The organism is Pseudomonas neuropathica, from assembly GCF_015461835.1.
GTDB classification, from domain to species: domain Bacteria; phylum Pseudomonadota; class Gammaproteobacteria; order Pseudomonadales; family Pseudomonadaceae; genus Aquipseudomonas; species Aquipseudomonas neuropathica.
In genome coordinates, this window is sequence record NZ_JACOPX010000001.1 from 71503 (window position 1) to 97569 (window position 26067).

At 56.1% G+C, this 26067-nt stretch carries 25 protein-coding genes and 2 pseudogenes; 20 read left to right on the forward strand and 7 right to left on the reverse strand.

Annotated features, from left to right (window positions below; genetic code table 11):
* Positions 1 to 185: 185 nt before the first annotated feature.
* The 4 genes from xylB to H8F23_RS00270 all read left to right on the forward strand — a co-directional run bounded on the left by xylB (position 186) and on the right by H8F23_RS00270 (position 4677).
* The gene (gene xylB / locus H8F23_RS00255) at positions 186 to 1682 is read left to right on the forward strand and encodes a xylulokinase (protein ID WP_194932999.1); all 1497 of its coding nucleotides are present in this window, start codon (positions 186 to 188) and stop codon (positions 1680 to 1682) included.
* 13 nt (positions 1683 to 1695) lie between these two features.
* Positions 1696 to 2634: a carbohydrate kinase family protein gene (locus H8F23_RS00260; protein WP_194933000.1), complete on the forward strand. Its 939-nt coding sequence runs from the start codon at positions 1696 to 1698 to the stop codon at positions 2632 to 2634.
* A gap of 45 nt (positions 2635 to 2679) precedes the next feature.
* A complete protein-coding gene (locus tag H8F23_RS00265) occupies positions 2680 to 3300 on the forward strand; it encodes a transglycosylase SLT domain-containing protein (RefSeq protein ID WP_095120893.1) in 621 nt (206 codons plus the stop codon).
* A gap of 174 nt (positions 3301 to 3474) precedes the next feature.
* The gene (locus tag H8F23_RS00270; protein ID WP_194933001.1) at positions 3475 to 4677 is read left to right on the forward strand and encodes a hypothetical protein; all 1203 of its coding nucleotides are present in this window, start codon (positions 3475 to 3477) and stop codon (positions 4675 to 4677) included.
* Positions 4678 to 4713: 36 nt separating this feature from the next.
* On the opposite strand, the gene H8F23_RS00275 is transcribed toward H8F23_RS00270, so the two are convergent.
* Complete coding sequence (locus H8F23_RS00275; protein WP_194933002.1) at positions 4714 to 6015, reverse strand: OprD family porin; 1302 nt, start codon at positions 6013 to 6015, stop codon at positions 4714 to 4716.
* Positions 6016 to 6389: 374 nt separating this feature from the next.
* On the opposite strand from H8F23_RS00275, the gene tssI reads away from it, so the two are divergent.
* The 7 genes and pseudogenes from tssI to H8F23_RS29095 all read left to right on the forward strand — a co-directional run bounded on the left by tssI (position 6390) and on the right by H8F23_RS29095 (position 14691).
* On the forward strand, positions 6390 to 8633 hold the full coding sequence (gene tssI / locus H8F23_RS00280) for a type VI secretion system Vgr family protein (protein WP_228759049.1): 2244 nt from the start codon (positions 6390 to 6392) through the stop codon (positions 8631 to 8633).
* Positions 8634 to 10013, forward strand: a complete 1380-nt coding sequence (locus H8F23_RS00285) for a VRR-NUC domain-containing protein (protein ID WP_194933003.1) — start codon at positions 8634 to 8636, stop codon at positions 10011 to 10013.
* 9 nt (positions 10014 to 10022) lie between these two features.
* Positions 10023 to 11144, forward strand: coding sequence for a type VI immunity family protein (locus tag H8F23_RS00290; protein ID WP_194933004.1), 1122 nt, complete (start codon positions 10023 to 10025; stop codon positions 11142 to 11144).
* A gap of 122 nt (positions 11145 to 11266) precedes the next feature.
* On the forward strand, positions 11267 to 12208 hold the full coding sequence (locus H8F23_RS00295) for a PoNe immunity protein domain-containing protein (RefSeq protein ID WP_194933245.1): 942 nt from the start codon (positions 11267 to 11269) through the stop codon (positions 12206 to 12208).
* A gap of 31 nt (positions 12209 to 12239) precedes the next feature.
* A pseudogene (locus H8F23_RS00300) lies at positions 12240 to 12995 on the forward strand (PoNe immunity protein domain-containing protein); the annotation flags it as partial.
* A 52-nt stretch (positions 12996 to 13047) separates the two neighbouring features.
* Positions 13048 to 13839, forward strand: a complete 792-nt coding sequence (locus H8F23_RS00305) for a PoNe immunity protein domain-containing protein (RefSeq protein ID WP_194933006.1) — start codon at positions 13048 to 13050, stop codon at positions 13837 to 13839.
* Between the two features lie 81 nt (positions 13840 to 13920).
* The gene (locus H8F23_RS29095; protein ID WP_194933007.1) at positions 13921 to 14691 is read left to right on the forward strand and encodes a PoNe immunity protein domain-containing protein; all 771 of its coding nucleotides are present in this window, start codon (positions 13921 to 13923) and stop codon (positions 14689 to 14691) included.
* A gap of 66 nt (positions 14692 to 14757) precedes the next feature.
* Here the strand turns inward: H8F23_RS29095 and H8F23_RS00315 are convergent, their stop codons facing one another.
* Positions 14758 to 15054, reverse strand: coding sequence for a hypothetical protein (locus tag H8F23_RS00315; protein ID WP_194933008.1), 297 nt, complete (start codon positions 15052 to 15054; stop codon positions 14758 to 14760).
* Between the two features lie 496 nt (positions 15055 to 15550).
* Here H8F23_RS00315 and H8F23_RS00320 point away from each other — a divergent pair, with 496 nt between their 5' ends.
* Both H8F23_RS00320 and H8F23_RS00325 read left to right on the forward strand, forming a co-directional pair.
* Entirely contained in the window at positions 15551 to 15820 is a 270-nt protein-coding gene (locus tag H8F23_RS00320) for a DUF2790 domain-containing protein (RefSeq protein ID WP_016985200.1), read from the forward strand.
* Between the two features lie 89 nt (positions 15821 to 15909).
* Entirely contained in the window at positions 15910 to 16308 is a 399-nt protein-coding gene (locus H8F23_RS00325) for a hypothetical protein (protein WP_095126326.1), read from the forward strand.
* Here the strand turns inward: H8F23_RS00325 and H8F23_RS00330 are convergent.
* On the reverse strand, positions 16305 to 16574 hold the full coding sequence (locus tag H8F23_RS00330) for a DUF1652 domain-containing protein (protein WP_007912157.1): 270 nt from the start codon (positions 16572 to 16574) through the stop codon (positions 16305 to 16307). The two genes, H8F23_RS00325 and H8F23_RS00330, sit on opposite strands and share 4 nt — an antisense overlap.
* Positions 16575 to 16941: 367 nt before the next feature.
* Between H8F23_RS00330 and eco the strand changes: the two genes are divergently transcribed.
* Together eco and H8F23_RS00340 are read left to right on the forward strand one after the other, a co-directional pair.
* Positions 16942 to 17427, forward strand: coding sequence for a serine protease inhibitor ecotin (eco, locus tag H8F23_RS00335; RefSeq protein WP_122599955.1), 486 nt, complete (start codon positions 16942 to 16944; stop codon positions 17425 to 17427).
* A 21-nt stretch (positions 17428 to 17448) separates the two neighbouring features.
* Entirely contained in the window at positions 17449 to 17754 is a 306-nt protein-coding gene (locus tag H8F23_RS00340; RefSeq protein WP_064362707.1) for an NIPSNAP family protein, read from the forward strand.
* 24 nt (positions 17755 to 17778) lie between these two features.
* Here the strand turns inward: H8F23_RS00340 and ilvA are convergent.
* Positions 17779 to 18780: pseudogene (gene ilvA, locus H8F23_RS00345) on the reverse strand (threonine ammonia-lyase, biosynthetic); the annotation flags it as partial.
* Positions 18781 to 19140: 360 nt separating this feature from the next.
* Between ilvA and H8F23_RS00350 the strand changes: the two are divergent.
* Positions 19141 to 19479 (forward strand): DUF2834 domain-containing protein, encoded by a 339-nt coding sequence (locus H8F23_RS00350; RefSeq protein ID WP_194933010.1) that lies wholly within the window; start codon positions 19141 to 19143, stop codon positions 19477 to 19479.
* A 120-nt stretch (positions 19480 to 19599) separates the two neighbouring features.
* Here H8F23_RS00350 and H8F23_RS00355 read toward each other — a convergent pair whose 3' ends face one another.
* Entirely contained in the window at positions 19600 to 20373 is a 774-nt protein-coding gene (locus H8F23_RS00355) for a class I SAM-dependent methyltransferase (protein WP_194933011.1), read from the reverse strand.
* A 159-nt stretch (positions 20374 to 20532) separates the two neighbouring features.
* On the opposite strand from H8F23_RS00355, the gene H8F23_RS00360 reads away from it, so the two are divergent.
* The 3 genes from H8F23_RS00360 to H8F23_RS00370 all read left to right on the forward strand — a co-directional run bounded on the left by H8F23_RS00360 (position 20533) and on the right by H8F23_RS00370 (position 22373).
* The gene (locus H8F23_RS00360) at positions 20533 to 21066 is read left to right on the forward strand and encodes a tetratricopeptide repeat protein (protein ID WP_016984464.1); all 534 of its coding nucleotides are present in this window, start codon (positions 20533 to 20535) and stop codon (positions 21064 to 21066) included.
* A gap of 90 nt (positions 21067 to 21156) precedes the next feature.
* Positions 21157 to 21615, forward strand: coding sequence for a sigma-70 family RNA polymerase sigma factor (locus tag H8F23_RS00365; protein ID WP_267464061.1), 459 nt, complete (start codon positions 21157 to 21159; stop codon positions 21613 to 21615).
* Complete coding sequence (locus H8F23_RS00370; protein ID WP_194933012.1) at positions 21612 to 22373, forward strand: anti-sigma factor family protein; 762 nt, start codon at positions 21612 to 21614, stop codon at positions 22371 to 22373. The genes H8F23_RS00365 and H8F23_RS00370 overlap by 4 nt, the downstream gene beginning before the upstream one ends.
* Positions 22374 to 22617: 244 nt before the next feature.
* Here H8F23_RS00370 and H8F23_RS00375 read toward each other — a convergent pair whose 3' ends face one another.
* Together H8F23_RS00375 and H8F23_RS00380 are read right to left on the reverse strand one after the other, a co-directional pair.
* Positions 22618 to 23919 carry an ATP-binding protein gene (locus H8F23_RS00375; protein ID WP_194933013.1) on the reverse strand — a complete coding sequence of 434 codons (1302 nt, stop codon included), beginning with the start codon at positions 23917 to 23919 and terminating at the stop codon, positions 22618 to 22620.
* A gap of 4 nt (positions 23920 to 23923) precedes the next feature.
* Positions 23924 to 24625, reverse strand: coding sequence for a response regulator transcription factor (locus H8F23_RS00380; RefSeq protein ID WP_007912171.1), 702 nt, complete (start codon positions 24623 to 24625; stop codon positions 23924 to 23926).
* 275 nt (positions 24626 to 24900) lie between these two features.
* Between H8F23_RS00380 and H8F23_RS00385 the strand changes: the two genes are divergently transcribed.
* Positions 24901 to 26058, forward strand: a complete 1158-nt coding sequence (locus tag H8F23_RS00385) for an efflux RND transporter periplasmic adaptor subunit (protein ID WP_150651316.1) — start codon at positions 24901 to 24903, stop codon at positions 26056 to 26058.
* Positions 26059 to 26067: the final 9 nt, after the last annotated feature.

A 26067-nucleotide genomic window follows, 5' to 3' on the forward strand; every position in this document is an offset into this window, starting at 1 on the left:
GCCCCAGTTTGAGAGAACCGAGGTCGAACTCAAATTTTGAACAGCCACGGTTGAGAAAACCGGAGTCGAACTCAGCTTTTGAACAGCCCCCCGATCGGCTCCCTTTCCCCCCTCGCCCCCTTGGGGGAGAGGGCTGGGGTGAGGGGGTAAGCTCTTGATCTTCACCACACCCGAGTGGTCCACACATGACAACACAACAACTGTTCCTAGGCATCGACTGCGGCACCCAAGGCACCAAAGCCATCATCCTCGACGCCGCCAGCGGTCAAGTCCTCGGCCAAGGCGCCGCCGCACACACGATGATCAGCGGCGCCAACGGCCGCCGCGAACAAGACACCCAGCAATGGCTGGACGCCTTCACCCTCGCCACCCGCCGCGCATTACTGGCGGCGAATGTCGACGGCCAGTCGATCCTCGGCATCGGCGTCTCCGGCCAGCAACACGGCCTGGTCCTGCTCGATGATCAAGGTGAAGTCCTGCGCCCCGCCAAGCTCTGGTGCGACACCGAAACCAGCGCCGAAAACGACCGTCTACTGACTCATCTGGGCGGTGAAAAAGGCTCACTGGAACGCCTCGGCGTGGTTATCGCGCCGGGCTACACCGTGTCGAAGCTGCTCTGGACCAAAGAGCAGCACCCCGTGGTCTTTTCTCGCATCGCACGCATTCTGCTGCCCCACGACTACCTGAACTTCTGGCTGACCGGCCGCGCCTGCAGCGAATACGGCGACGCCTCCGGCACCGGGTATTTCAACGTGCGCACCCGCCAATGGGACTTGCAACTGCTGCGCGACATCGACGCCAGCGGTCGCCTGCAAGCCGCGCTACCAGAGCTGATCGATGCGCACCAAAGCGTCGGCACCATTCTGCCGACCATCGCCGAACACCTCGGCATCAACCCCAATGCGCTGGTCTCCAGCGGCGGCGGTGACAACATGATGGGCGCCATCGGCACCGGCAATATTCAGCCCGGCGCGATCACCATGAGCCTCGGTTCGTCCGGCACGGTCTACGCCTATTCCGAGGTGCCGAAAGTCAGCCCGGACGCTTCGGTCGCGACGTTCTGTTCGTCCAGCGGCGGTTGGTTGCCGCTGATCTGCACCATGAACTTGACCAACGCCACCGGCGCGATTCGCGAGTTGTTCAATCTGGACCTGGAGCAATTCAACCACCTCGTCGCGCAATCACCCATCGGCGCTGACGGCGTGAGCATGCTGCCGTTTCTCAACGGCGAACGCGTCCCCGCCCTGCCCCATGCCACCGGCAGTCTGCACGGCTTGACGCTGGACAACCTAACCCAGGCCAATCTGTGCCGCGCCGCCGTCGAAGGCACCACCTTCGGTTTGCGCTACGGGCTGGATTTGCTCCGCCACAATGGTTTACAAAGCCGCAGCATTTGCCTGATCGGCGGCGGTTCAAAAAGCGCGGTGTGGCGGCAGATCGTCGCCGACATCATGAACACCCCGGTGATCTGCACCGAACAAAGCGAAGCTGCCGCCCTTGGCGCGGCGATTCAAGCAGCGTGGTGCAAATCCTGGTCGAACGGCCACGAAGACACCCTCGCCGACCTGTGCCAGCGCTGCGTGAAACTCGATTCCAGCAGTGAAACCCTGCCGATTGCCGCCAACGTCGCGGCGTTTCAGCAGGCCTATGAACGCTATCAACAGCATGTCGCAACCCTATAAAGAGCAAACAATTATGTATTTGGTGTGTGGCGAAGCCCTGTTTGATTTTTTCAGTGAAGACGACGCCAGCGGTCTGGCCTCAAAAGTGAATTTCAAGGCGATTGCCGGCGGATCGCCGTTCAACGTCGCCGTCGGTTTGCGCCGTCTGGGCGTGGACTCGGCGTTGTTTGGCGGACTGTCCACCGACTACCTCGGCCGCCGCTTGCAGCAAGTGCTGCAGGACGAAGGCGTGTGCCCGGACTATCTGGTGGACTTCGCCGCACCGACCACGCTGGCCATGGTCGCCGTCGGTGCCAATGGCTCGCCGCACTACAGCTTTCGCGGTGAAGGCTGCGCCGACCGGCAGCTGAGTCTGGCGCATCTGCCAGCGCTGGGTCCTGAGGTGCGCGGCTTGCACATTGGCTCGTTCTCGCTGGTGGTACAGCCGATCGGCGACACCTTGCTGACCTTGGTGCAACGCGAAAGCGGCAAACGCCTGATTACCCTCGACCCGAACGTGCGCCTCAATCCCGAGCCGAACATTGATCTGTGGCGCGAACGCATCGCGACGCTGGTGCCGCTGGCCGATCTGATCAAGGTCAGCGACGAAGACCTGAGCCTGCTCTACCCCGAACAGGACCCGCAACGCGTAATCGAGGGCTGGCTCGAACAGCGCTGCCAGATCGTCTTCCTCACCCGTGGCGGCGACGGCGCCACTGTGTTCAGCCGCCAACACGGCACATGGTCAGTACCGGCAGCCTCGGTAAAGATCGCCGACACCGTAGGCGCCGGTGACACCTTCCAGGCTGCGCTGATCACCTGGCTGACCGAGCAAGGACTGGATTCGGTCGAAGGCGTGCAGCAACTCGCTCGCGAGCAGGTCGACGCCATGCTCAGGTTCGCCGTGCAAGCCGCCGCGCTGACCTGCAGCAAGACTGGTCCGGATCTGCCCTATCGTCATCAATTGAGCTGAGCGCGTAGACTGTCGGCCTTTTTGCGCACGACGGGATAACGGCTTTTGAATTACAGGCAGACGCTTGGACTACTGACACTCGCAACGCTACTGAGCGGGTGCGGCACCTCGCCGCCCCGCTCGCCGGAAGACATCTGCGAAATCTTCCGCGAAAAAAGCGACTGGTACGACGCTGCGCAAGTCACGCAAAAACGCTGGGGCGTACCGATTCAGGTGCCCTTCGCGATCATGTATCAGGAATCCGGCTACCGCTACGACGCCAAGACCCCGCGTAAATACCTGCTGTGGGTGATCCCGTGGGGCCGCGTCTCGACCGCCTCGGGTTATGCGCAAGCCAAAGATGAAGTCTGGGCCGACTACCAGAAGAGCACCGGCCGCAACTGGGCCGACCGCGAAGACTTCGACGACGCCATCGACTTTGTCGGCTGGTACATGGACAAGACCTATTCGATCAACGGCGTCTACAAGTACGACGCCTATAACCAATACCTCAACTACCACGAAGGCTGGGGCGGATTCCGCAACAAGACCTATGCGAGCAAAGCCTGGCTGATGCCAACGGCGCGCAAAGTGCAGAACCGTTCGGATGTGTACGCGCGGCAATATGCCGGGTGCAAGGAAGATTTGAATCGGGGGTTCTGGAGCCGGTTCTGGCATTGGTTGTAAACACGGAAATCGCCTTCAGCAGCGTCGGCATCGGCGATATGGGTGTCTCCATATACGAAAAAAAACTCCCCTGCCTAGCTGTCAACTCTGACAGCTAGGCAGGGGAGTTTTTTGTTTATCTACTGGATACAGGAGAGCGCTGGCGATCCTTCAATACTCATGGAAGAAAACCTTATGAGCGCGTTCGTGAAACCACTTATCGCCGTCGCATCATTGCTACCCATGTTCACCTTGGTAAACAACGTACAGGCTAGCCAACCGCAACCTGTTGGTCCTGACACGGGAGAATGCCGAGCATCTGGCGTGCTGGAAACATCCCGCGTTCTGGGCTATTGCGTGGTTGGCGGAGTGAAAAAGGCCTGGTTCAGAAATGCAAATCCGACCGAGCTGATAAACCTCAAACCTTTGCAGGCCAATCGCTCTTGCGACAGTAGTTTTCTGTCACAGAACATCATGACGGGAACTTGTGATCAACTTCTAGGACCGGTTTTGGGCAAAGTACCAGTGTTCTGGCGCGTAGCTTTCCCCAAAGACGAGCCCAAGCGCCTGCAACCCTTGCCGCTTGATACCGGAGCAGAACTGCGCGCCTCGACACTCTTTGGCAATGTGGCGGGCCAAAGCATCACCCTTTTGGGTAACACCGCTGTGGTGTGGCGCGTTGAGAAAGGAGGTGAACCGATCCAGGTCTCACTCCGAAATGACAACTGTCGGGTCGCCGCTATTGCTGATTCCAATGCTGATAGTTCCACGCTCGTAGCACTCAATTGCCCACATCTGCTGGGAAACCCCAAAGCTACAATCGCCACGTTCAATGGCACAAAGTACGTCATGAAAACGCTGAAACTCCCCCCAGCAGCGACGTTTTGTGACGTGGTCGGCATCAATAGCAAGAGTCAAGCTGCTGGCACTTGCCATTACGCCAACAACTTTACCGCTGCGACCTACTGGTCAGGACCTGATGCCGAGGCGAAAACATTGGTGTCCACCGAAAACTATTCGGTCGAAGTCGCATTCTTGAATAACAACGGTTCCGCCATCGTTAAAGTCCTGGTGGCACAAAATCAGGAAGTTCCGGCTTTCTGGCGCACCTCAACGGCCGATGCAGACCCTCTGCCTACGCCGCAAAACTTCAATAATTGCCGGGTGGATGCCTTGGCCCTGAGCGTTGACACAGCGCTCATGACTTGCGCCTCTGAAAATCTCTCCATACCCAATACCGTATTTTCCTGGAACCCGAATGGTGGTCTGAACAGTATTCAACCCACTGCGGGGAGTGACGAATACGTGGGAGAAGCAATATCTAACTCGGCGCTGGAGGCTGTCGGATCGTTTCAGGCGGGCCCTAACATAAGAGCCTTTATAAGCACACTGCCCTGACCTGATCATCGGCCAGAGGCAGCGTCGCCTCTGGCTCTACAGAACAGAAAAGTTGTAACTCACAATCAACCGCGTCTCATCCACATCCCGGGCAAACTTCTCATAGTTGGTCCGGTAAGTCGCATTCCTCAAACGCAGACTCACATCCTTGAACGTGCCCGTCTGAATCACATACTTCAACTCGCTGTCGCGTTCCCACTCCTTGCCTTCCTGATCACTGCCCAACACCTTGATGTGATCACCGTTCACATAGCGGGTCAGGAAGCTCAAACCGTTTATGCCAATAGCCTTGAAGTCATAGTCATAACGCAACTGCCAGGAACGTTCCTGCGCGGCGGCGAAGTCGTTGACCTGCACGTAGTTGACCAGATACGGATTACTGCCATCGAGGTACGGCATCGAGTTGTCGCCGTTCATGCGCTGCCAACCGGCGCTGAACGTGTGGCCGCTGTGCGCATAGGACAGCATGCCGCTCAACGCGCGGTTATCGATGGAACCGGCCTTGGCATCACCGCTGTCGGTACTTTTCAGCACGCGCAGATCCGCTTTAAGTACACCGCCAGCTAACGGTTGATTACCCAACAGCCCGACAAAGTGCTGACGATAAATGTCTTCCAGTTCGGCGTAGTGATACTGCGCGGTCAGGCGATCGTTGATCTTGTAGTCGAAGCCGTACATTTCGAAATGGTCGGCGGTGGTGTTGCACGCGTAGCGCTTGTTCTTGCAGTGCACGCGGATGTCTTGCGAATCGGTGGAATCCCGCGCGGTGTACTTGTCCAGGCGCGCGGCCATGAAGGTCAGATCCTTCACCTCTTTAGAAGTCAGCATGGCACCGTTGAACAGGGTCGGCAGCAAACGTCCGTCGTTGTATTTCAGCAACGGCAGATCCGGCAGCAACGCGCCGTACTTCAGCACCGTGTCAGAGACTTTGACCTTGGCGGTCAGGCCCATTTTTGCGTACTGACCTTTCGAGCCGCGCGGGTCGTTGCCGCTCGATGGCAACAAGCCGCTGTTGCTGCGGTCCGGGCTGGAATCGAGTTGAAAGCCGAGCATGCCCAGCGCATCAATACCAAAACCCACGGTACCTTCGGTGTAGCCCGATTGCAGGTTGAGAATAAAGCCCTGTGCCGACTCTTCACGCTTGGACGCGCCCTGATCGTTCGTGGTGTGCCCATCACGGAAATCGCGGTTGAAGTACACCGTGCGCGATTCGATTTTCGCCGTGGTGTCTTCAAGAAATCCGCTGGCCTGAACCTGTGCGGTAAAACCTGCGCACAGCACAACGGCTCCGAAGCCAAACGACTGGCGCGGGGTAATGAGGGGAAATGGGGGGCGCATGAAAAACTCCAACAATGCAGCGTTTGCGCAAGCGCGCAACAAGCCAGAAAAATAGCTCCCGTCCCGGGTCGAATTGAACCAGGAGAAAGTGAACACGCAGGGGTGAGCGGCAATGATGGCAGATGGCTTTGACGTGCTACAGGCGACTTTAGTCTGAATCTGACTGACGATTCTTCAACGCAGGGTCGTGGGAAAAGTTGCCGGCAATCAACGCCAATTCACAGCAAATGCCCGGTTTCACTGGGCCAAACACCTCATCTAAGGGTTTTCCCTATACCGCAAACCTGCCAGACCTACGGCTTTTGTGCCTTGAACGAGGCCGCTGAATCCTCCATCATCCGTCACCTGCTTATTCAACGGACGGAATTCAAGGCATGCTGGACGCCAACGCAACCCACATTACCCTCACGCTTGAAGGCGCCAACGCCGACCTGCAAGTCCTCAGCTTCACCGGTCGCGAAGCCCTCAACCAACCGTTCCGTTTCGACCTCGAACTCGTCAGCGCGCGCCCCGACCTCAAACTCGAAGAGCTGTTGCACAAGCCCGGCGTCCTGACTTTCGGCCCGACCGGCGAAGGCAAGATCCACGGTCTGGTCTATCGCATCGAGCAAGGCGATTCCGGCAAGACCCTGACCCGTTACAGCCTCAGCCTGGTGCCACAACTGGCCTACCTGCGGCACAACCACGATCAGCAGATCTTCCAGCAACTCACCGTGCCGAAGATCATCGCTCAGGTGCTTGAGGATCGCGGCATTCTTGCCGACGCCTACAGCTTCCAGCTCAACGCCGAATACCCGGAACGCGAGTACTGCGTGCAGTACGACGAATCCGACCTGCATTTCATCCAGCGCCTGTGCGAAGAAGAAGGCATTCACTTCCACTTCCAGCACAGCAGCAGCGGCCACAAACTGGTGTTCGGCGACGACCAGACCGTGTTCCGCAAGCTGAAACCGGTGAGCTACCAGCAAGACTCCGGCATGGCCGCCGACAAACCGGTGATCAAACGCTTCAACCTGCGTCTGGAAACCCGCACTACGCGCGTCAGCCGCCGCGACTACGACTTCGAAAAACCGCAGATCCTCCCCGAAGGCACGGCGAAAAGCACCTTTGCCCCGGACCTCGAAGACTACGACTACCCCGGCCGCTTCACCACCCGCGAGCGCGGCAAGTTCCTTTCCACCCGCGCGCTGGAACGCCATCGCAGCGACTACAAACTCGCCGAAGGCAAAGGTGACGAACCGACCCTCACCAGCGGCCATTTCCTCACGCTCGCTGAACACCCGCGCGCCGAGTGGAATGAACTGTGGCTGCTGCTGGAAGTCTTCCACGAAGGCAAACAACCGCAAGTGCTCGGCGAAAACGTCACCAGCGACGTCACCGACAACAAAAGCGATTTCCACCAGGGCTACCGCAACAGCTTCCTCGCCACCCCGTGGGACGCGCACTACCGCCCTGCCCTTGAACACCCGAAACCAAAAGTCCTCGGCAGCCAGACCGCCGTCGTCACCGGCCCGGCAGGTGAAGAAATCCACTGCGACCAATACGGCCGCATCAAAGTGCAATTCCACTGGGACCGCGACGGCCAGTCCAACGACAAAACCACCTGCTGGATGCGCGTCGCCAGCGGCTGGGCCGGCGCCGCGTACGGCGGCATCGCCATCCCGCGCATCGGCATGGAAGTCCTCGTCACCTTCCTCGAAGGCGATCCCGACCAGCCACTGGTCACCGGTTGCCTTTACCACAAGGAAAACGTCGTCCCCTACGACCTGCCGGCGAACAAAACCCGCAGCACCTTCAAAACCCTGAGTTCACCGGGTGGCAAGGGCTACAACGAGTTCCGCATCGAAGACAAGAAAGGCGTCGAGCAAATCTACATCCACGCCCAACGCGACTGGGACGAAAACATCGAGCACGACCAGAAGATCCGCGTCGGCAACGAACGGCACGACACCGTTGAAGCCAATACGCTGAGCGAATTCAAGGTTGAAGAACACCGCATCACCCATCTGGACCGCATCAGCGAAATGCGCGCCGACGAGCACCTGACCGTCGGCGTGACCCAGCACGTAAAAATCGGCACCGCTCAATTCGTCGAAGCCGGCAGCGAAATCCACTACCACGCCGGCGACAAGGTCGTGGTAGACGCCGGCATGGAACTCACCGCCAAGGCTGGCGGCAGTTTCGTCAAGGTCGACGCCGGCGGCGTGACCATCAGCGGCGCAGAAGTGAAGGTCAATACCGGCGGCGCGCCTGGCGTGGGCACAGGGATCGGGATTTTGGTGCCGTTGATTCCGGGGTTGGCAGACAAGGACAAATTCGGAAAATTATTAGAATCGGCGCCGCGAAGTCATAAAGCAAGATACCAACTCCTCGATGAGGAATCGGGTGAGCCGGCTATAGGAAGCCCCTATACATTAAAGCTTGCAGATGGAACGAAAGTCGCAGGTTTTACGGATCACGAGGGAAAAACTTTCTTGGCGCGTAGTGCAGAACCAGCAGAAGTCGAGCTTTTTCTTCCAGAGCGTAAACCAGAGCCTAAACAGCCTTTAATCAGAGCAGGTGAAAGTGCTCCTACGGAAATGACGCTGGACTATAGGGCCACCACGGAGGGTAATTAAATGCCGGTCATACAACCACCCGAAGCTCCAAAGAGTTGCACAACCACCAGTATTAAAGGCGAAGTGACGATTGGCACGGTCGCACCTCACAATCAGGGCTATCTGATGGAAAAAGCGAGGTACGCTGCTCGTTTTCCCAGATTAACCGTCAAGCCTCTCAAGGACGGCGGCGTCACTGATGTTGAGCTAAAACAGCTTGTTATGAGTGGACTTATCAAAGCTGATGAATATCGCCACGACTTCCGTTGGGACTATAAGGCAGAAGTCAGTTTTGATATGTCTCCCAAAAGACCTAAGCCTCCTATTCCGTTTCTGAGTACATCTTTGTTCCGAGACCAAAAACCTGATCCCGATCGGCGCCACACCATGACTTTTTTCCCAAGTGGAAGAACGTCAGGATTGCTACGCCGCCCTGACGTGATCATTGTCCAAAATCCTAAGACGCGCTGGCCGGGTACAAAAAGCCTCGACCATGATGGTGCGGAGCACGAAGACAATCTTGAACGAGTCGTAGAGGTCAAATTCCCCAAGGACTTTTTATCTCAGGATCAACGCCAAGACTACGAGCGTATTGCGGGAAAAAAAAACCGTTTTGCGGTACTTGAAGTAAGTGACTGCCGGGACGACGAGGATCGCGAACGAGATCAGGAATACAATAGGGAGCAGAGGCCAACCCGAGCGACTGACCCTGCCAAATGGATTCCTCTCTTACCACCAAAGCATCCCGGTCGCCCACCACGGCCTGCCCCGGTTCCGGTTCCTGCCTACGGGCCAGAACCTACAGCCCGCCCTGCTCACATCGAAAGTTGGACTCAACAAGTACAAAGCGCTGTCGACAGTTTGTTGGAGCAAGGAGCACAAGGTATTCGCCAACTATCTGAGGATGTACAGCAGCATTTGCACGAAGCCATAACATGGCTTGACGCTAAAGGTGAGTGGGTACGGAACGAAAGCCAGAATACTTGGCAATGGTTAAGTGAAAAAGGCGGGCAGATTCTAAGCTGGACGGATGATCAGTTGAGAGCAATCTGGTTGGAAGTACAGCGCTACACCGATGTCACCTTGGAGATGCTGAAAAAAATCAACTGGGTTCAAGTGCTTATTGATTTAGGCATAGCTGCGGCAACGGTTGTCGTTGTGGTAGCGATCGGTGCGGGACTAGTCAGTTTGGGGATTCCCGCAGCGTTGGTGTCAGGCTTCTTGCTATTAGTGCGCTTGGCTATCGCAGCCTGGGGAACATTAGCTGCAATTCTGAGTGCTGGCGCAGCAGCAGTCGGCACTGCAGTGGCAAGCGTAACTACAAGTGTTACTGGAGCCGTAGCGAGCTCGGCTGCGGCCTTCACCGGATTAGCTGTCGGACCGGCCGTAGCAGCACATTGAGATTAGAAAATGAATAAACTAGAAAAGCTTGTGGAAAATGCGCCAGATTTGTCGTTTGAGTTGGCGGACGGAACCTCAGTAGTGAGACTTGGCGTGATCGCTACGGTTTACTTTAAAGACGGTTACACAGCCGAAAAAAAGTTGAAAATAATCGAATGCTTTCGAAGATTCCATGATGAATTCGGAGCCAATCTTAAGGGTTTGCTTCAGGACAGCTATAAAACACTAACGTCGACAACATTAGAAAAAGCCATCACCAAAATCCAGACATCATCTGGTAATGACCGTTGCGAGCTGCACCTGACCAGTGCCACTAGTACCAAAGAGGCCGCAAGCTATGGAATTTCCACGCTTAATTCTCGAGAAATACACGAGGATAGCGAACGCTCGTATATAAAGTTGGTCTTCCCCTGGGAGTTCATTACCACAGACGAAGGGCGCGGCAATTACAAAGCATGGGTAACGTACCTTTGCAATCAGGTCGAAGCAGAGCATGGCTATGGCGGTTTATCGAGCATATTACCGTTCGACTACGACAGCTATATGCCCATAGAATTTGAACTCTCTCAAAAATATAGCGGATTGGACGTCGACTCCATGCCTCATAGTTTGGCATCGGAACTGGTCAACCATATAAAGGGAGTTAACTGGCAGTCGATTATTGGAAATTCATTCATCGAGAACCTAGGCGGAGAGTCCGTTCTGCGACAAAAATTAAGCGGAAGTGGGAACATCGATATTGTCAACTATGATAACGGAGTAATTATTCAAGCAGGCGAGTATCCTGAGTTAGGCCCGATAGGTGAAGGTGGTCTCGACTCGTACATCGCGGTTAATCGCATTCTGAAATTACTCCGAAATCCTGAACCCGATCAACTCCATCATTATTCTCCCTATGGAAACTGCTTCGAGGAGCATAGTACCAACCTTTGGTACGAGCGTTTTGATCAAAATGAGAGCATCGCCCCCCCGTCCCGTATCGAGTCAAATAAACCATGCACAAAAGATGGTTACTGGTTCACTCCCGCTAAAGCAAATTCGAGAAAATTTTTCAAACAAGGCGAGTTAATGCCTAGCTTCAATGACTCCGACTGGGGCGATACACTCTGGTATTGGTCGGGAGAAGAATAAATCGTTCGGCAGCGCTAACTTTTAGGTGTTGGACGAATCACGCAGAAAACACATTTAAATTTTACAATTAACTATTGCTCTGCGGAGACTTGGCCGCTGCGGCCAAGTTCAGGCATGAAAATATGCGAAAAAGACAAAAACTCTTCAGTGACGCCCATTACGAGAATTTCTTGAGAGAGCACGGTAACGCGACTGAGTTTTTAAAGGCAACGAAATTCAAGTCCGACACCCCCGAAGGTGAAGCGACACTTCGCTCAAGATTTGCTCAGCGCTTAGCACTTCGAAAGCTAATGGCCATGTATACAGCAGGTGAAGAGATATCATTGCTGATTCCTCAGCTTGAATGTCTAGTTGAAAAATATGAAATCCGGCAGGCGGCACTAGCCGCATCTGAACAAACTCCTGAAACTTCACCACTCGCAATAGACGATTGGCCACACGAGTATGAGGAATGCGTGCAAGTTATAGGCCTTTGCATCCTATTACATCGCACAGACCTGCTTAAGCGCTTTGTTAATCTGATAGATAATGCTGGGTATGCGAGCGACGATACACTGTACGAAGATCTACTCTGCAAAATATTACCTGGTAGAACTGATGTAGACCAATGGTACCACGATGTTTATTCTCCCCTAGTGCAAGCCATATATGCAAAAACCAAAGAAGAAGCCACAAATTTTCTAAAAGAATATTGCACCCAATGGTACCCAGCCTTTAAACAAGCTCCTTGGTATGATACTCATCTGCAGGGCGAAGAAGGAAACTATGTCGGATACTGGGCAATCGAGGCCGCGGCTATCGCCTTTTTGTATGGCATCGATGACAGCAAAATCGATCATATGGTTTATCCAAAAGATTTAGTCGAATACGCCAGAAACCATCAACCGCTTGATGAATATCAAATTGCTCGTATAGATGCAGGTCAACCATGCAGTATGACTGGTTATTGGTATACACCCGCACAAGCGAACTCGAGACGTTACTTCCTCCTGGGTGAAACAATGCCTATTTTTAGTGATTACAAACGGTGCGAAACCATTTGGTATTGGGCGACTGAAGAATAAAGGCGCCGGGGGTTTGAGGAAGAGAATCGATATGAGTACACGGCAGAAGTTCTTGAGCGATGCACGCTATTCTAATTTTTTCAGAAACAAGGAAAAGACAATTTTTTTCTTCGAAGAAAATACTTTTCAGGCAGACTCAGAGAACCAAGAAAAGTCTCTGAGAGCTCGTCACTTCCAAAAATTGATACTCAAAGAAATACTTATCCGCTACACAGCCGGAAATAAAATAAACACTCTAATCCCACTGGTGGAAAGTCTTGTCGACGGCTACGAAACACTTCAAGAAAAACTGGCTATCCATGAAGGCATTCCGAACATAACACCGTTAACCATTGATGACTGGTTAGATCAGTACGAAGAGTGCGTTCAAGTATTTAGTTTATGCATACTTCTCCATCGCACCGATTTACTAAAACGCTTTGTTGCACTTATTGATCCTGCAGGATACGCCGGCGACGACACGCTGTATGAAGACCTTATTTGCAAGCTTCTACCCGATCGATACGATGTTGACCGTTGGTACCACGACGTCTACACCCCCCTCGTCCTAGCCATCTACGAAGAAGATAAAGACGAAGCTTCAAATCTATTAAAAAAATACTGCGAAAATTGGTATCCGGCATTTAAACACGCTCCATGGCATGATTCGCACAAACAAGGTGACGAAGGCAGTTACTGTGGTTATTGGGCTTTGGAAGCTGGGGCTATAGCGTTTCTGTATGGCATTGACGACAGCAAAATCGATCACATGGTCTACCCCAAGGATCTCGTCGGGTACGCGAGATCGCAAGCCAAAAAGCCTTAAATCTAAAGTACGATATTCGTCACGGACATGACACTTGAAAATACGGCAGAAATATCTTACTGAAGTACATTACGAAAACTTCCTGACAAACTACGACGAAGAATTCGAATTCTGGAAGGACAAACTATTCACAGCAGACTCTCCTGAACAAGAGAAGTCTCTACGAGCCAGGAACTTTAAAAACCTCCATTTGGAGCATGTCTTTATGCTCTACACTGCCGGAGAGGATATACAAACTCTGATGCAGCCTCTGGAAACGCTGATTGCCAGCTATGAGGAACTCCAGAAATATCAGGCCACTTATGAGCAGATACCTAACATCTCTCCTCTGATTATTGATGACTGGCCAGATGAATATGAAGAGTGCCTGCAAATCATAAGCCTGTGCATCTTGTTGCATCGCACTGACTTGCTAAAACGCTTTGTCTTTTTAATCGATAGTGCAGGATATGCCCATACGGATACTCTGTACGAAGACTTATTGATCAAGGTGTTACCTGAGCGGGCGGATATCGATCAGTGGTATCACGATGTCTCCACGCCGCTGATACAGGCCATTTACGCTGAAGATAGGAATGAGGCATCCAGATTTCTAAGCAATTACTGCGAGAACTGGTATTCCGCCTTTGAGCAGGCACCATGGCATGACACGCACCACGATGGCGAGGAAGGAAGTTACGTCGGATATTGGGCTTTCGAAGCGGGTGCTATTGCTTACTTATACGGCATCGATGACAGCAAAATAGACCACATGATATACCCTAAGGATTTGGTCGAATATGCCAGAAACCATCAACTTTCTAATAAGCCAGGGGCGCTCGTTTAGATGCTGGCCTATCCAGTAGTCATGGCAGGAAATTGGTTTACGTCGGCGCAAGCCGACTAAAGCAAGCGGGGGTGTAGAGACGTGAAAAAGAGACAAAAATTCTTCAGCGAGACTCATTACAAGAACTTCCTAAGAGAGCACGACGAAGTTATAGATTTCTTGAAAACAAACACCTTTGAGTCAGACTCCCCTGAGGAAGAGGCAGCACTTCGCTCTCGGCATTTGCAAAAACTCGCGCTTGACCGGCTTTTGGCGGCTTATACTGCGGGCGAAGAGATCACTTCATTACCTCCCCTCTTAAGTGACTTGATTGATAAGTACGAGACCAGACAAGCAAAACTTGCCGCATTCGAAAACACTCCTGAAATATCACCACTCGCGATTGATGACTGGCCCTACCTCTATGAAGAGTGCGTACAAGTTATAGGCTTCTGTGTATTACTGCATCGTACCGACCTTCTTAAGCGCTTTGTAAAATTATTGGACGATGCGGGCTATGTCGGCAGTGATACTTTATTTGAAGACCTGCTAATTAAATTATTACCCGACAGAAAAGATGTGGACCAATGGTTTCACGATATCTATACCCCTTTAGTTCAGGCCATCTACGCAGAAAGCAAAGAGGAAGCATCCTCGCGCCTAGAGCAATACTGCTGCCAATGGTATTCAGCATTTGAACAAGCCCCATGGCACGACTTACATCTGCAGGGAGAAAATGGAAACTACGTCGGTTACTGGGCTATAGAGGCTGGAGCAATTGCATTTCTATACGGTATAGACGACAGCAAAATCGATCACATGGTCTACCCCAAAGATCTGGTCGAATACGCTCGCAGCCTGCAATCACAATGAGCTTTTCGAATGCCGCAGCCCCTCAGCCTGCCTTCTTTCGACGGCAGGCTTTTTTGAGGGGTGAACTCAAGCAGGCGCTTTCCAGTTCAACATTTGCTGCTGTGCGACCTGGAGCAAGTCATTGCCATCCTGCGTCAGCAGGTAAAGCGCATGGGTGATGTGTGGAATGTCTTGCACGTCGGCGTGCTTGAAGCACAGGCAATGCAGGGTTTCGAGCAGGTCGGCGGCGGCGCGGACGCGCTGGACGGCGGCTTCGAGGATGTCTTTCGGGTTGGCTTGGGTGTCGATGAGCAGTGTCGGGGTTTCGGTGACGTTGCTGCTGAGGGGGAGATAGCGGTTTTGTAGCGTTTTAATTATTGGCATTCTGAGTTACTCAACTGTATTAGAAGGTAACCGCCATAGCCGTGACCAAACGGTGGGAGGCGGCCGTGTACAGGCTTGGTCAACCGAGAACAGTTCAAACTCAGCTCGCCCGAAGGCGTCCTGCACACAGCCGCCACAGCTATGCACTTCACGGATCGTGAAATCCGAACGGTGCAAATGATGGCACATATGCAATGAACTTTTCTCAGGTGACCAAACCCGAACCACTGATTTTGCAGCGGCAACCGACAATAACCGCCCCGCTCCAACCGCCGAAAGCAGACAAGGCACCAGCCTTTGTAGGAATTCGCCAAACCTTCCTGAGAAAACCGCCGCACTGCCTGACAGCCGGCGTTCAGCTCGGTTAACCATCCCTTAACGCCGTGGTCAAAAACTCTACTGAACCGCACGCCCTCAGCCGTTTTGGCTGTCGCCCAGTGCGGCAGGTTCGGGTGCATCACGCCGAACTCTAGAACCGCCACTCGGGAGTCCTTTCATGAACATTCGTCCTTTATTGCTCACCGCCGCCCTCGCCTGCACCGCGTTTGCCGGGCTGGCCCAGGCCAATGACACATCTGCCACTTCCAAAGCCGTGCCGTATGAGTACGGCATGCCGCTGCATGTGGCCAAAGTGGTGTCGTTGACCGAGCCGCCAACGCAACTGTGCAAAGTGGTCACGGCCGATATGAAGTACATCGACAATGCCGGTAAGCCTGAAGAAATCAGCTACCGGAAATTGTCTGACGCGTGCAACTTCCAGAACTGACAGAAACGTCTGATTTGCGGGTTTGCGGTAGGCGTGGGGAGTTTCGGCGGTTATGCTCGGAGCCCTCCTCACTGCCGCAAGGATTCGCCATGCAGTTGTCGTTTCGCTCGTTGTCGGGCTTCACGTGTTCGTTGTGTTTTTTGCTGGCGCTGGCCTGGGGCGTTTTCCCGGAGAGGCTGCTGGCGATCTGGAGCATCGAGTACTCCGACGCTGCCGGGTTTGTCGCGCGGCGCAGTGCGGTGCTGTTTGCGGCGTTGGGGGTGATGTTTTATCTGGTGCGCAACGCACCGCCGTCGCTGGGGCGCAATGCGCTGAGCAACGGATTTATCGTCGGTTGTTTTGGTTTGGCGGTGCTGGGGTTTGCGGAATGGCTCAACGGTCATGCCGGCCCCGGGATTTTGCTCGCGGTGCTGGTCGAGTTCGCGCTGGGCCTTGGTTTTGTGCAGGCCCGGCGCGTGACGGTCGAACTGGGTGAAACGGTGCGTTAAACGACTCTGGAGCGAGGGCTGTAGTGATGTTGCACAGTTTGCTGGTTCAGATCCGAGCGCAGCCCGGCGATCAGTTCATTGATTTCACGACAGCCATTGAGATGGCTGGCGTCGATGCCACTGACCAGCAGATCGACCTGATCGGTCTGGTGATCGCCGAAAACCTTGACGGTCATCGACAAGTCCGGCGACAGCGTGCACTGGCAGCGTTTCGGCAGAAAACTGCTTTCAATGATATTGCGTAGTTCCAAGGCAGACAGAAACATGGCGAAACCCTCTCCTTACTGTGAGATGCCAATCAAGTATTCACGCTGACCGTTGCTGCCCCTGCACGGGTGTGTCCCCGCTGTTTCCCTGGTGCGACAAGCGGTGGTACTGCGAAATGCCCATTGGAGTGTAGGCGCCCAAGGCCGGTGCGCCGCACTGAAAAGACGCATAAAGCGTGCCTTTCATCGGTTCATTTTCACCCTCATGAAATCAAGCACTTGGCGGCGGTGCCAGTATTTGGCTACTTGCAAATTGCAAGAATGGCCTCGGCGGGCACTGCAATTTGCAACTCGACGCTGGTTTGCAATCACGGCCCATGACGGTAAGAATGCCTGTTTTCCACCCTACACCCGCACGGAGGCTTCCATGGGTTCTTTCCGCGTTTACGCGACCACCGGGCTGTTCATCGCCAGCCTGTCCACCCTCGCCCACGCCGCCAAACTTGAAGACGTCGCGCCGTTCCCGAAGGCTGAAGCCGGCTTCACCCGCCAGGTTATTCACTTGCCCAAGCAAGAGCAGGAAGAGAACTTCCAGGTGGAAATCCTCGCCGGCAAAACTCTGGAAGTGGATTGCAATCGCCAGCGTTTGGGCGGTGTTCTCGATGAGAAGAATCTTGAAGGCTGGGGTTATCCGTTCTATCGGCTGGAAAAAGTCATCGGGCCGATGAGCACGATGATGGCCTGCCCGCCCGGCAGCCAGAAGAAACGCGCGTTCGTGCCGGTCGTCGGTGACGGTTTCATGCTGCGGTACAACAGCAAGTTGCCGGTCGTGGTGTATGCGCCGTCGGACGTCGAGGTGCGTTATCGCATCTGGTCGGCGTCGGACAAAGTCGGTACAGCCCTGCAGGAATAACCCGACCAAGGAGTGCGTCGCTTGATTACCTGCCACGTCCGATACGTCATTGATCCCTACCAATTGCCCGAGTTCGAGGCCTACGCCAAGGCCTGGCTTGGCATCGTCGAGCGCTTGGGCGGCACGCATCACGGCTACTTTTTGCCGTCCGAAGGCGCGAGCAACATCGCTTATTGCCTGTTCAGTTTTCCGTCACTGGCGGATTACGAAAGCTATCGGCACATCGCGATGACCGATCCGGAAAGCACCGCACTGGTGGCCAGCCTTGTCGAGAAGAAGTTTATCGTCAGCTACGAGCGCAGCTTCCTGCGCCCTTTGCTGCCGTAAGCCGCTTCATGCCGAGACGCCGCACAACGCGGCGCGCTCCGCGACATGGCGCAGGCTGTCGAAGTTGATATTGGCGCCCGAGTCGATCGCCACAAATGTCTGCTCGCGCACCCCGGTTCGCGCTACGTATTGCTTGATCCCGGCCACGGCCAAGGCGCCGGAAGGTTCGGTGATCGAGCGGGTATCGTCGTAGATATTCTTGATCGCTGCGCAGAGGTCGTCGTTGCTGACGGTGATCACTTCGTCGACGCAAAAGCGGCAGACCTCAAATCCGAACGCGCCGATCTGCGCGACCGCCACGCCATCGGCGAACGTCCCCACAGTGGGCAGCACGACGCGTTGATCAGCTTCCAGCGCAGCTTTCAGGCACGCTGAATGTTCCGATTCGACGCCGATGATTCGCACTTCCGGGCGCAGGTATTTGACGTAGGCCGCGATTCCGGCGATCAGACCGCCACCGCCCACAGGGATAAAAATCGCATCCAGTGTGCCTTGATGCTGGCGGAGGATTTCCATCGCCACGGTGCCCTGCCCGGCGATCACCTCAGGGTCATCGAACGGAGACACGAAGGTGCGCCCGGTCTGTTCCGCCAGTTGCAGTGCATGGGCCAGCGCGAACGGGAAACTCTCGCCGTGCAGCAATGCTTCAGCGCCGCGACTGCGCACACCCAGCACTTTCAGTTCCGGCGTTGTCGCCGGCATGACGATGGTCGCCGCAATCCCCAGCTCGCGTGCGGCCAACGCCACGCCTTGCGCGTGATTGCCTGCCGATGCGGTGATCACCCCGCGCGCCTTCTGTTCGTCACTGAGTTGCACCAGTTTGTTGTAGGCGCCACGGATCTTGAAGGAGAACGTCGGTTGCAGGTCTTCGCGCTTGAGCAGAATCCGGTTGCCCAACGCCTCCGACAGCGCCGGCGCCGCTTGCAAAGGCGTGCGCACCGCGAGGTCGTACACCGGCGCGGCGAGGATTTTTTTCACGTAGTGCTCAAGCAGGGTTTGCTGATCGTATGTGTAACTCATGAACATCTCCTTGGCAGAATTCACACGGTCCCTGTAAGAGCTGCCGGAGGCTGCGATCTTTTGACTTTGGTTTTTCTAAATCAAAAACAAGATCAAAAGATCGCAGCCTCCGGCAGCTCCTACATGAGCCACATTTCAAAAACCCCGGAGACAGAAAGTAAAAACCCGCCTCTAGGGCGGGTTGGGTGCTGCAGTCGTGAGCTAGCCCGCCAAATGAGGAATGGCGGTAATAATCATTGGCTGGCAACGCGATACAGTCGAAGTCATGGGCTGGAAATTAGCCTGCGCGGTGCTGGCAAGTCAATGGCCAATTTTGCGCGGCGGCGTTAGTCTGGCGACTCTCTCATCACACCACGGAAGGAATGCATGATGTCGATCGCCCTGCCCCTCACGGCTTTGCTCGCGTTTAGCGGTTACACCGTTTCGGTGATGCTCCAGGCTGAACAGTCGTTGATCGACTTCGGCATCAGCCTGATGTCGCGGCCCGATACCGCGCAGGTGGTGATTGATCTGTATCTGCTGGCCGCGCTGGCGGGTATCTGGATGGTTAAGGATGCGCGGTCGCGTGGGCAGTCGGTTTGGTCGGTGGTGCCATATTTGTTGTTGACGGCGGTTTTCGTATCGATCGGGCCGTTGTTGTATCTGGTGGTGCGTGGGATTCGCGAGCGGCGCAAGGCGGTGGAAAAGTTCAGTCAGATACTATGAACACCTGAAAACCCTGTAGGAGTGAGCCTGCTCGCGATAGCGGAGTGTCAGCCAAAGATGAGGTGACTGACAGTCCGCTATCGAGAGCAGGCTCACTCCTGCACTGGAATGTCGTGGGATTCAGCCCTTTTTTACGGCGACGAACGCCACCGTTTCATACGGCACCGTCACCACATCCCTCCCACGCAGTTCCGGCTCTGTGGCGATTAACGCACGAATCTGTTCATCGACTTTCGCCCGTTGCGCCTCTGGCAGCGCGGCGATGAAACTGGTGGAGCGCACCCGATTGAGAATCACGTCTTCCGGCGAGCCGGTATGGCCATGGTGAAACCGCTCGACCTGCAGAGGCGCGAATGCCGGATGCGGAAACGCTTTACGCCAGGCGCCGGTGTAATAGCGTGGTGTGTCACCCTCCAGCGCATTGACGATGGCGTCCAGTTTCGGCACCCAACTGACGTCGGTGTCACGCAGGTTCCAGATCAGCCCCAACTTGCCTCCGGGCTTGAGTACTCGAGCGATTTCGATCAGCGCCTCGGCACTGGCGAACCAGTGAAACGCTTGCGCGCAAATCACCGCATCGACTGAAGCGTCCGGCAACGGCAGATCGGTCGCCGTGCCGCTCACGGCCAGCACATCAGGCCAGGCGTCAGACAGCTTTTCCAGCATCTGCGGCACCGGTTCAACCGCGATCACTTGCGCGCCCGTCGCCACCAGACGGCCGGTGAACTTGCCGGTGCCGGCGCCCAGATCGATCACGGTCTTGTGCCCATCCAGGCCCAGCGTCGCGGCCAACCACTCACTGACCTGCGGTGGATAGTCCGGCCGACCTTTCACATAGGTGTCGGCAGCGCTTTTGTAGCCGGCAGCGGCTGAATGATGGACGTGATCGGTCATGGCAACTCTCCTTACGGCAAAACATCGGATCGACGGCAGACGCTCCCGAGCATAGCGCTTGAATTTACGCTTACCTTGAACAGTCACTGATAAAGCAATGAATAAAAATTCACCCTGTGGTGTTCAAAGTGAAACATAACTTTCTGTGGAGCCTTGCCCATGACTATCCGTTCCGTTATGTTCGCCGCCCCGTTGTTACTGGTCGCGGCGATGTCCAGCCAATTGGCCCTGGCCAATGGCGATGAAGACGCGCCGGTGCAGAAGCCGGAATGCCCCAAAGGCCAGGTCTGGGACAGCAAAACGCAGAAGTGTGTGATGCAAGTCAGCAAAGCACTTTCGGATGCCGACCGTACTGATTACGCCTATCGCCTTGCCAAGGCCGGTCGCTATGAAGAAGCCCTGGCGCTGCTCGACACGCTGAAGCAACCGCACACCGCCAAGGCCCTCAACTATCGCGGTTACGCCACGCGCAAGCTGGGGCGCACTGACGAGGGCATCGGTTATTACCTGCAATCGGTAAAACTCGACCCGCAGTACGCGCAAGTGCGCGAATACCTCGGCGAGGCCTATGTGATCAAAGGCCGCGTTGACCTGGCGCAGGAGCAGTTGCAGCAGATCCAATCGATTTGCGGCACGTCGTGCGAGGAATACCAGGACCTGGCCGAAGCCATCAACGACTCATCGAAAACCTGAGCATTTATAAGGGCCGCCATCATCTTCAACGATCAGGCATTCAGAGCAGAACTCGGGCAGCACCTGGCGCGACTGTGGCGCTACGGGCTACTGCTGTCGCGCAATCGGCACGTGGCCGAGGATCTGGTGCAAGCCACCTGTGTGCGAGCGCTGGAGCGCGCCAGTCAGTACATCGCCGGCACGCGTATGGATCGCTGGTTGCTGAGCATTCTGCATTCGATCTGGCTCAATGAAGTGCGCGCTCGGCGCGTGCGTCAGGGTGCGGGCCAGGTCGATGCCGACGGCCAACTGGCGTTTGATGGTGAGTACGCCGCGCAGACGCATGTGATGGCCGCGCAAGTGATCCGCCGCGTCGATGCGCTGCCCGAGACCCAGCGCGAAACGGTCTACCTCGCCTATGTCGAAGGCTTGTCCTACCGCGAAGTCGCTGAAATCCTGCAAGTGCCGATCGGCACGGTCATGAGCCGTCTGGCCACCGCCCGCCTCAAACTCGCCGAATACCCACCGTTGCAGGCAGTGCCGAAGTCCACCGAAGGAGACCGATCATGAACCCACCTTCGGATGAGCAACTGGTCGCCTACCTCGACGGCGAACTCGACGGCGACTATCGCCATCAACTCGACAACGCCATTGCCGAAGACTCACTGCTGAGTCTGCGCGTGCAATGGCTCAGCCGCAGCAACTTGCCGTACAAGAATGCCTATGACGAACTGGCGCAACAGGCACCGCTGGATCGCCTGCAAGCGCGGCTGGATGCAATTCCTTCGCCGCAGCGTCCGGGCTTCAACCGCCGCTGGTTTATCGGTGGCGCCGCCGCAGCGCTAGTGGCCGGTGGCGTATTGGCCGACCGGTTATTCCTCGGCTGGCGTGCGGCGCAATCGAACAACTGGCGCGGATTGGTTGGCGATTACATGGCGCTGTATGTGCCGCAGACGCTTGATCATCTGCCCACCGACGAGGCGAACCAACGCGCGCAATTGCGCACGATTGATGCACGCCTTGGCCTGAACCTTTCGCCAGCTAATTTGAAGTTGTCTGGTGCCGAATTCAAACGAGCGCAGATGCTCGAGTACGACGGCGTGCCGATTGCGCAGATCGTTTATCTGGATGCCAAACATGGGCCATTGGCACTGTGTGTGACCCGCTCGAACAGCGGCAGTCAGCCGCTGGCGCACGAGCGTCGGCATGAGATGAATGTGGTGTATTGGACTGAACGTGAACATGCATGGATGTTGATCGGACGTACCTCGGCGGCAGAACTTGAGCAACATGCGGGACTGCTGCGTTCACAACTGCTGAAAGTGTAAGAAAGCGGTAGGCCTTCGCCGTCTCGAGATCGCGTACACCGAGCGGTGAAGATGGTGGCTGATCCAGCGCTTTCGCGAGCAAGCTCGCTCCCACAGGGGCTTCGGGTGTTCATAGATTCTATGTACATCCAAAAACCACTGTAGGAGTGAGCCTGCTCGCGATGGCGATGTGTCAGTCAAATTTGCCCAACCTGACACACCGTCATCGCGAGCAGGCTCACTCCTACATGGGGTTATTCGCAGGTTAGACGGTAGTGGGCAACCACAACCGGAATCGTGCTCCGCCCAGCGGTGAAGACTCAACGGTCAACGTGCCGCCCTGTGCTTCCAGTGCCCGACGGCTGATCGCCAGCCCCAGCCCAAACCCACCCGTAGCCCGATCGCGGCTGCGATCGAGTCGATAAAACGGCTCGAAAATCCGCTCACGCTCATCATCGGGAATACCGATGCCGTCATCATCGACCCAGATTTCACAGCCCTCGGCATTGACCTGCACGCCAATCTGAATGCGTTTTTCGCAATAGCGCATGGCGTTGCGCAGCAGGTTCTGGATCGCCCGCGCGGTCAAGCGTGGATCGAGCGAGAAGCGTTCGAGCTGACCGTGCAGCAACACATCGATGACGATCTCCGGCGACTCCAGCTCTTCATCGACACTGCCCAGAATACTGTCGATGAACTCATCCAGCGACACTTCGACCTGCTCCGGCAGTTGCGCCGGATTCTGCAAACGGCTGTAGGAAAGCAACTCCAGCACCAGTTCATCCAGCTCGCGAATGTGCGCGACCAGTCCCAGCAAGCGTTCGCGACTGGCGGTCGGCAAGTCATCGGACAGCGCCAAAGCCAGGCCGAAATCCAGACGCGTCAGCGGCGTACGCAGTTCATGGGACACGGCGTTGAGCAGGTCACGTTGCTGATTGAGCAGGTTTTCGATATCGCCGGCCATGGTGTCGAAAACATTGGCGAGGCTGCCGATGTTGGAGCTCGGGGCGATTTTTGTGCGCTCGCTCAAGTGACCTTTACCGAAGCGTTCGGCAGTGCCTTTGAGCCGTTCCAGATCACGCCAGTGCGGGCGCAGCCACATCAACAGGCAGGCGAGCAGACTCGCGCCGATCAGCACGTTGATGCTCCAGTACAACAGATTGACGTCCAGCGGGTCCGGCGGCACGACCATTTGCACGGCGGTGGTGTCGTCCAGCGGCGTCACCGCCAGCGTGCGCCAGCCCCAGTCGCCAATGCGTACGACGTTTTCACCACGGCGCAGGCGTTGCTGCTCGATAGCGGTGAACCCGGCATCGTCGATCCGCGCGAGGACGATGTGCAGCGGCTGGAAATCCTTGTCCATCGACGCCGCCAGCGCCGGCCACTGCTCCTGCGGCACGGCGTGAAACTGGCGAGTAATCAGCGATTGCAGACCGCGCGAATAATCGAGGTTGTAAGTGACGAAGCGATCCCGGAAGGCCATGACCACCAGATCCGGTACCAGATAGATCGCTGCGCTGTACGAGACAATCGTCACCAGATACAGGCGAAACAGGATGCGAAACATCAGTTCAGCATTCCCACTCGGAGCGGCTGAACAGATAGCCCTTGCCCCACACGGTCTTGATCTTGCGCGCCTCGCCCGCATGGTCGTCGAACTTGCGGCGCAACTTGGAAATCGCCACGTCCACCGAGCGGTCGGTGCCGTTGAATTCGATACCGCGCAGGCGTTGCAGGATCTGATCGCGGCTCAACACTTCGCCTGCATGGCGAGCCAGCACCACGAGCAAGTTGTATTCGCCGCTGGACAGCTCGACCGGCTGATCGCGCCACGTCACGGTGCGCTCGGACAGGTCGATGCACAGATTGCCCATGAGAATGCGGTCATTGGCGGTCAACGGTTCACCGAGACTGCTGCGGCGCAACAAGGTGCGCACCCGGGCCAGCAACACGCGCGGCTCGCAGGGTTTGGTGACGTAATCGTCGGCGCCCATTTCCAGGCCCAGCACCTGATCGTGGCTGTCATCGCGAGCCGTCAGCATCAGGATCGGCAGCGTCGCCGAATCGGCGCGCAATAAACGGCAGACTTGCAGGCCATCAAGGCCGGGCAGCATCAGGTCGAGGATCACCAGATCCGGCGGATTGACCCGCGCCCGCTCGCGCACATGGTCGCCACGGCCGATCACGCTGACGGAATAACCGTTGCGCTCCAGGTAGCTGGAAATCAGTTCGGCGAGGGCGGTGTCGTCTTCGACCAGGAGGATGTTGGGCATGGGTGATCCAGATATTGCTGTGGTGGATGTCAGACCGCTTTCGCGAGCAAGCTCGCTCCCACAGTGGATTTGCACTGTTCACAAAACCCATGTGGGAGCGAGCTTGCTCGCGAAAGCGGTTTAACCGTCACAAAAGAATTCAAGACCTGAAGGATATACGCCCTCGCCCATCCCTGAGCAAAACCCTTACACAATTTCACACAGCGCCTACAAAGCTTCACCGCTAATCTCGGCGTCTGCCCGTAGGATGCGGACATCAATATTGGGGGTTGTACATGTCGAACAAACTGCTGGCCGGGCTCGGCCTGATCGCGATGGCGCTGACGCTGAGCGCCTGTGATTCGTCCTCGAAGGCAGAGGATCAGACGCCACCGGCCACGGTGCGCATCGAGACGATCGAAGCGCATCCCCTGACGATCAGCAGCGAACTCAGCGGCCGCATCGCCGCGCCACGGATTGCCGAAGTACGGGCACGGGTGGCCGGTGTGGTCTTGCAACGCACTTTCCGCGAAGGCAGCGACGTGAAAAAGGGCGACGTGCTGTTCCGCATCGATCCGGCGCCGTTCAAGGCTGACCTCGACAGCGCCGAAGCTGCGCTGCGCAAGGCAGAAGCCAATGCCTTTCAGGCGAAACTGCAAGAGCAGCGCTATGCCCAGTTGATCGGCGACAAGGCCATCAGCGCTCAGGACTACGACAACGCCCGCGCCAATGCCCGGCAAACCGCCGCTGACGTTGCGGCCAACAAGGCGGCCGTCGAGCGGGCGAAACTGAATTTGGGTTATGCCACCGTCACCGCGCCGATTTCCGGTCGCGTCGGCCGTGCGCTGGTCACCGAAGGCGCACTGGTCGGGCAGAACGAAACCACACCGCTGGCACTGATTCAGCAGCTCAACCCGATTCACGCCGACCTCACCCAGTCGACCCGTGAACTCAACGAATTGCGCCGCGCGTTCCGCTCCGGGCAGTTGCAGGAAGTCGGCCAGGATCAGGTCAAAGCCACGCTGATTCAGGATGACGGCAGCCTGTATCCGCTGCCAGGCAAATTGCTCTTCAGCGACATCACTGTCGACCCGGGCACTGGCCAGATCATCCTGCGCAGCGAATTCCCCAATCCGGATCTCGACTTGCTGCCGGGCAGTTTCATTCGCGTGCGTCTCGAGCAGGCAACTATCCAGAACGGCATCACCGTGCCGCAACGCGCCGTGCAGCGCGACAGCGCCGGTATTGCCCAAGTGCTGACCGTCGACGAACAGATGCGCGTCGCCGAACAACCGGTGCAACTGGGCGCGGTGCAGAACAATCGCTGGATCGTCACCGGCGGCCTCAAACCCGGCGACCGCATCGTCATCGAAGGCCTGCAACACGCCCGCCCCGGCGAAACCGTGCAGATCGACGACACCCCTCTTCCACTTGCCCAGACCTCTGGTCAGTAAGCAGGACGC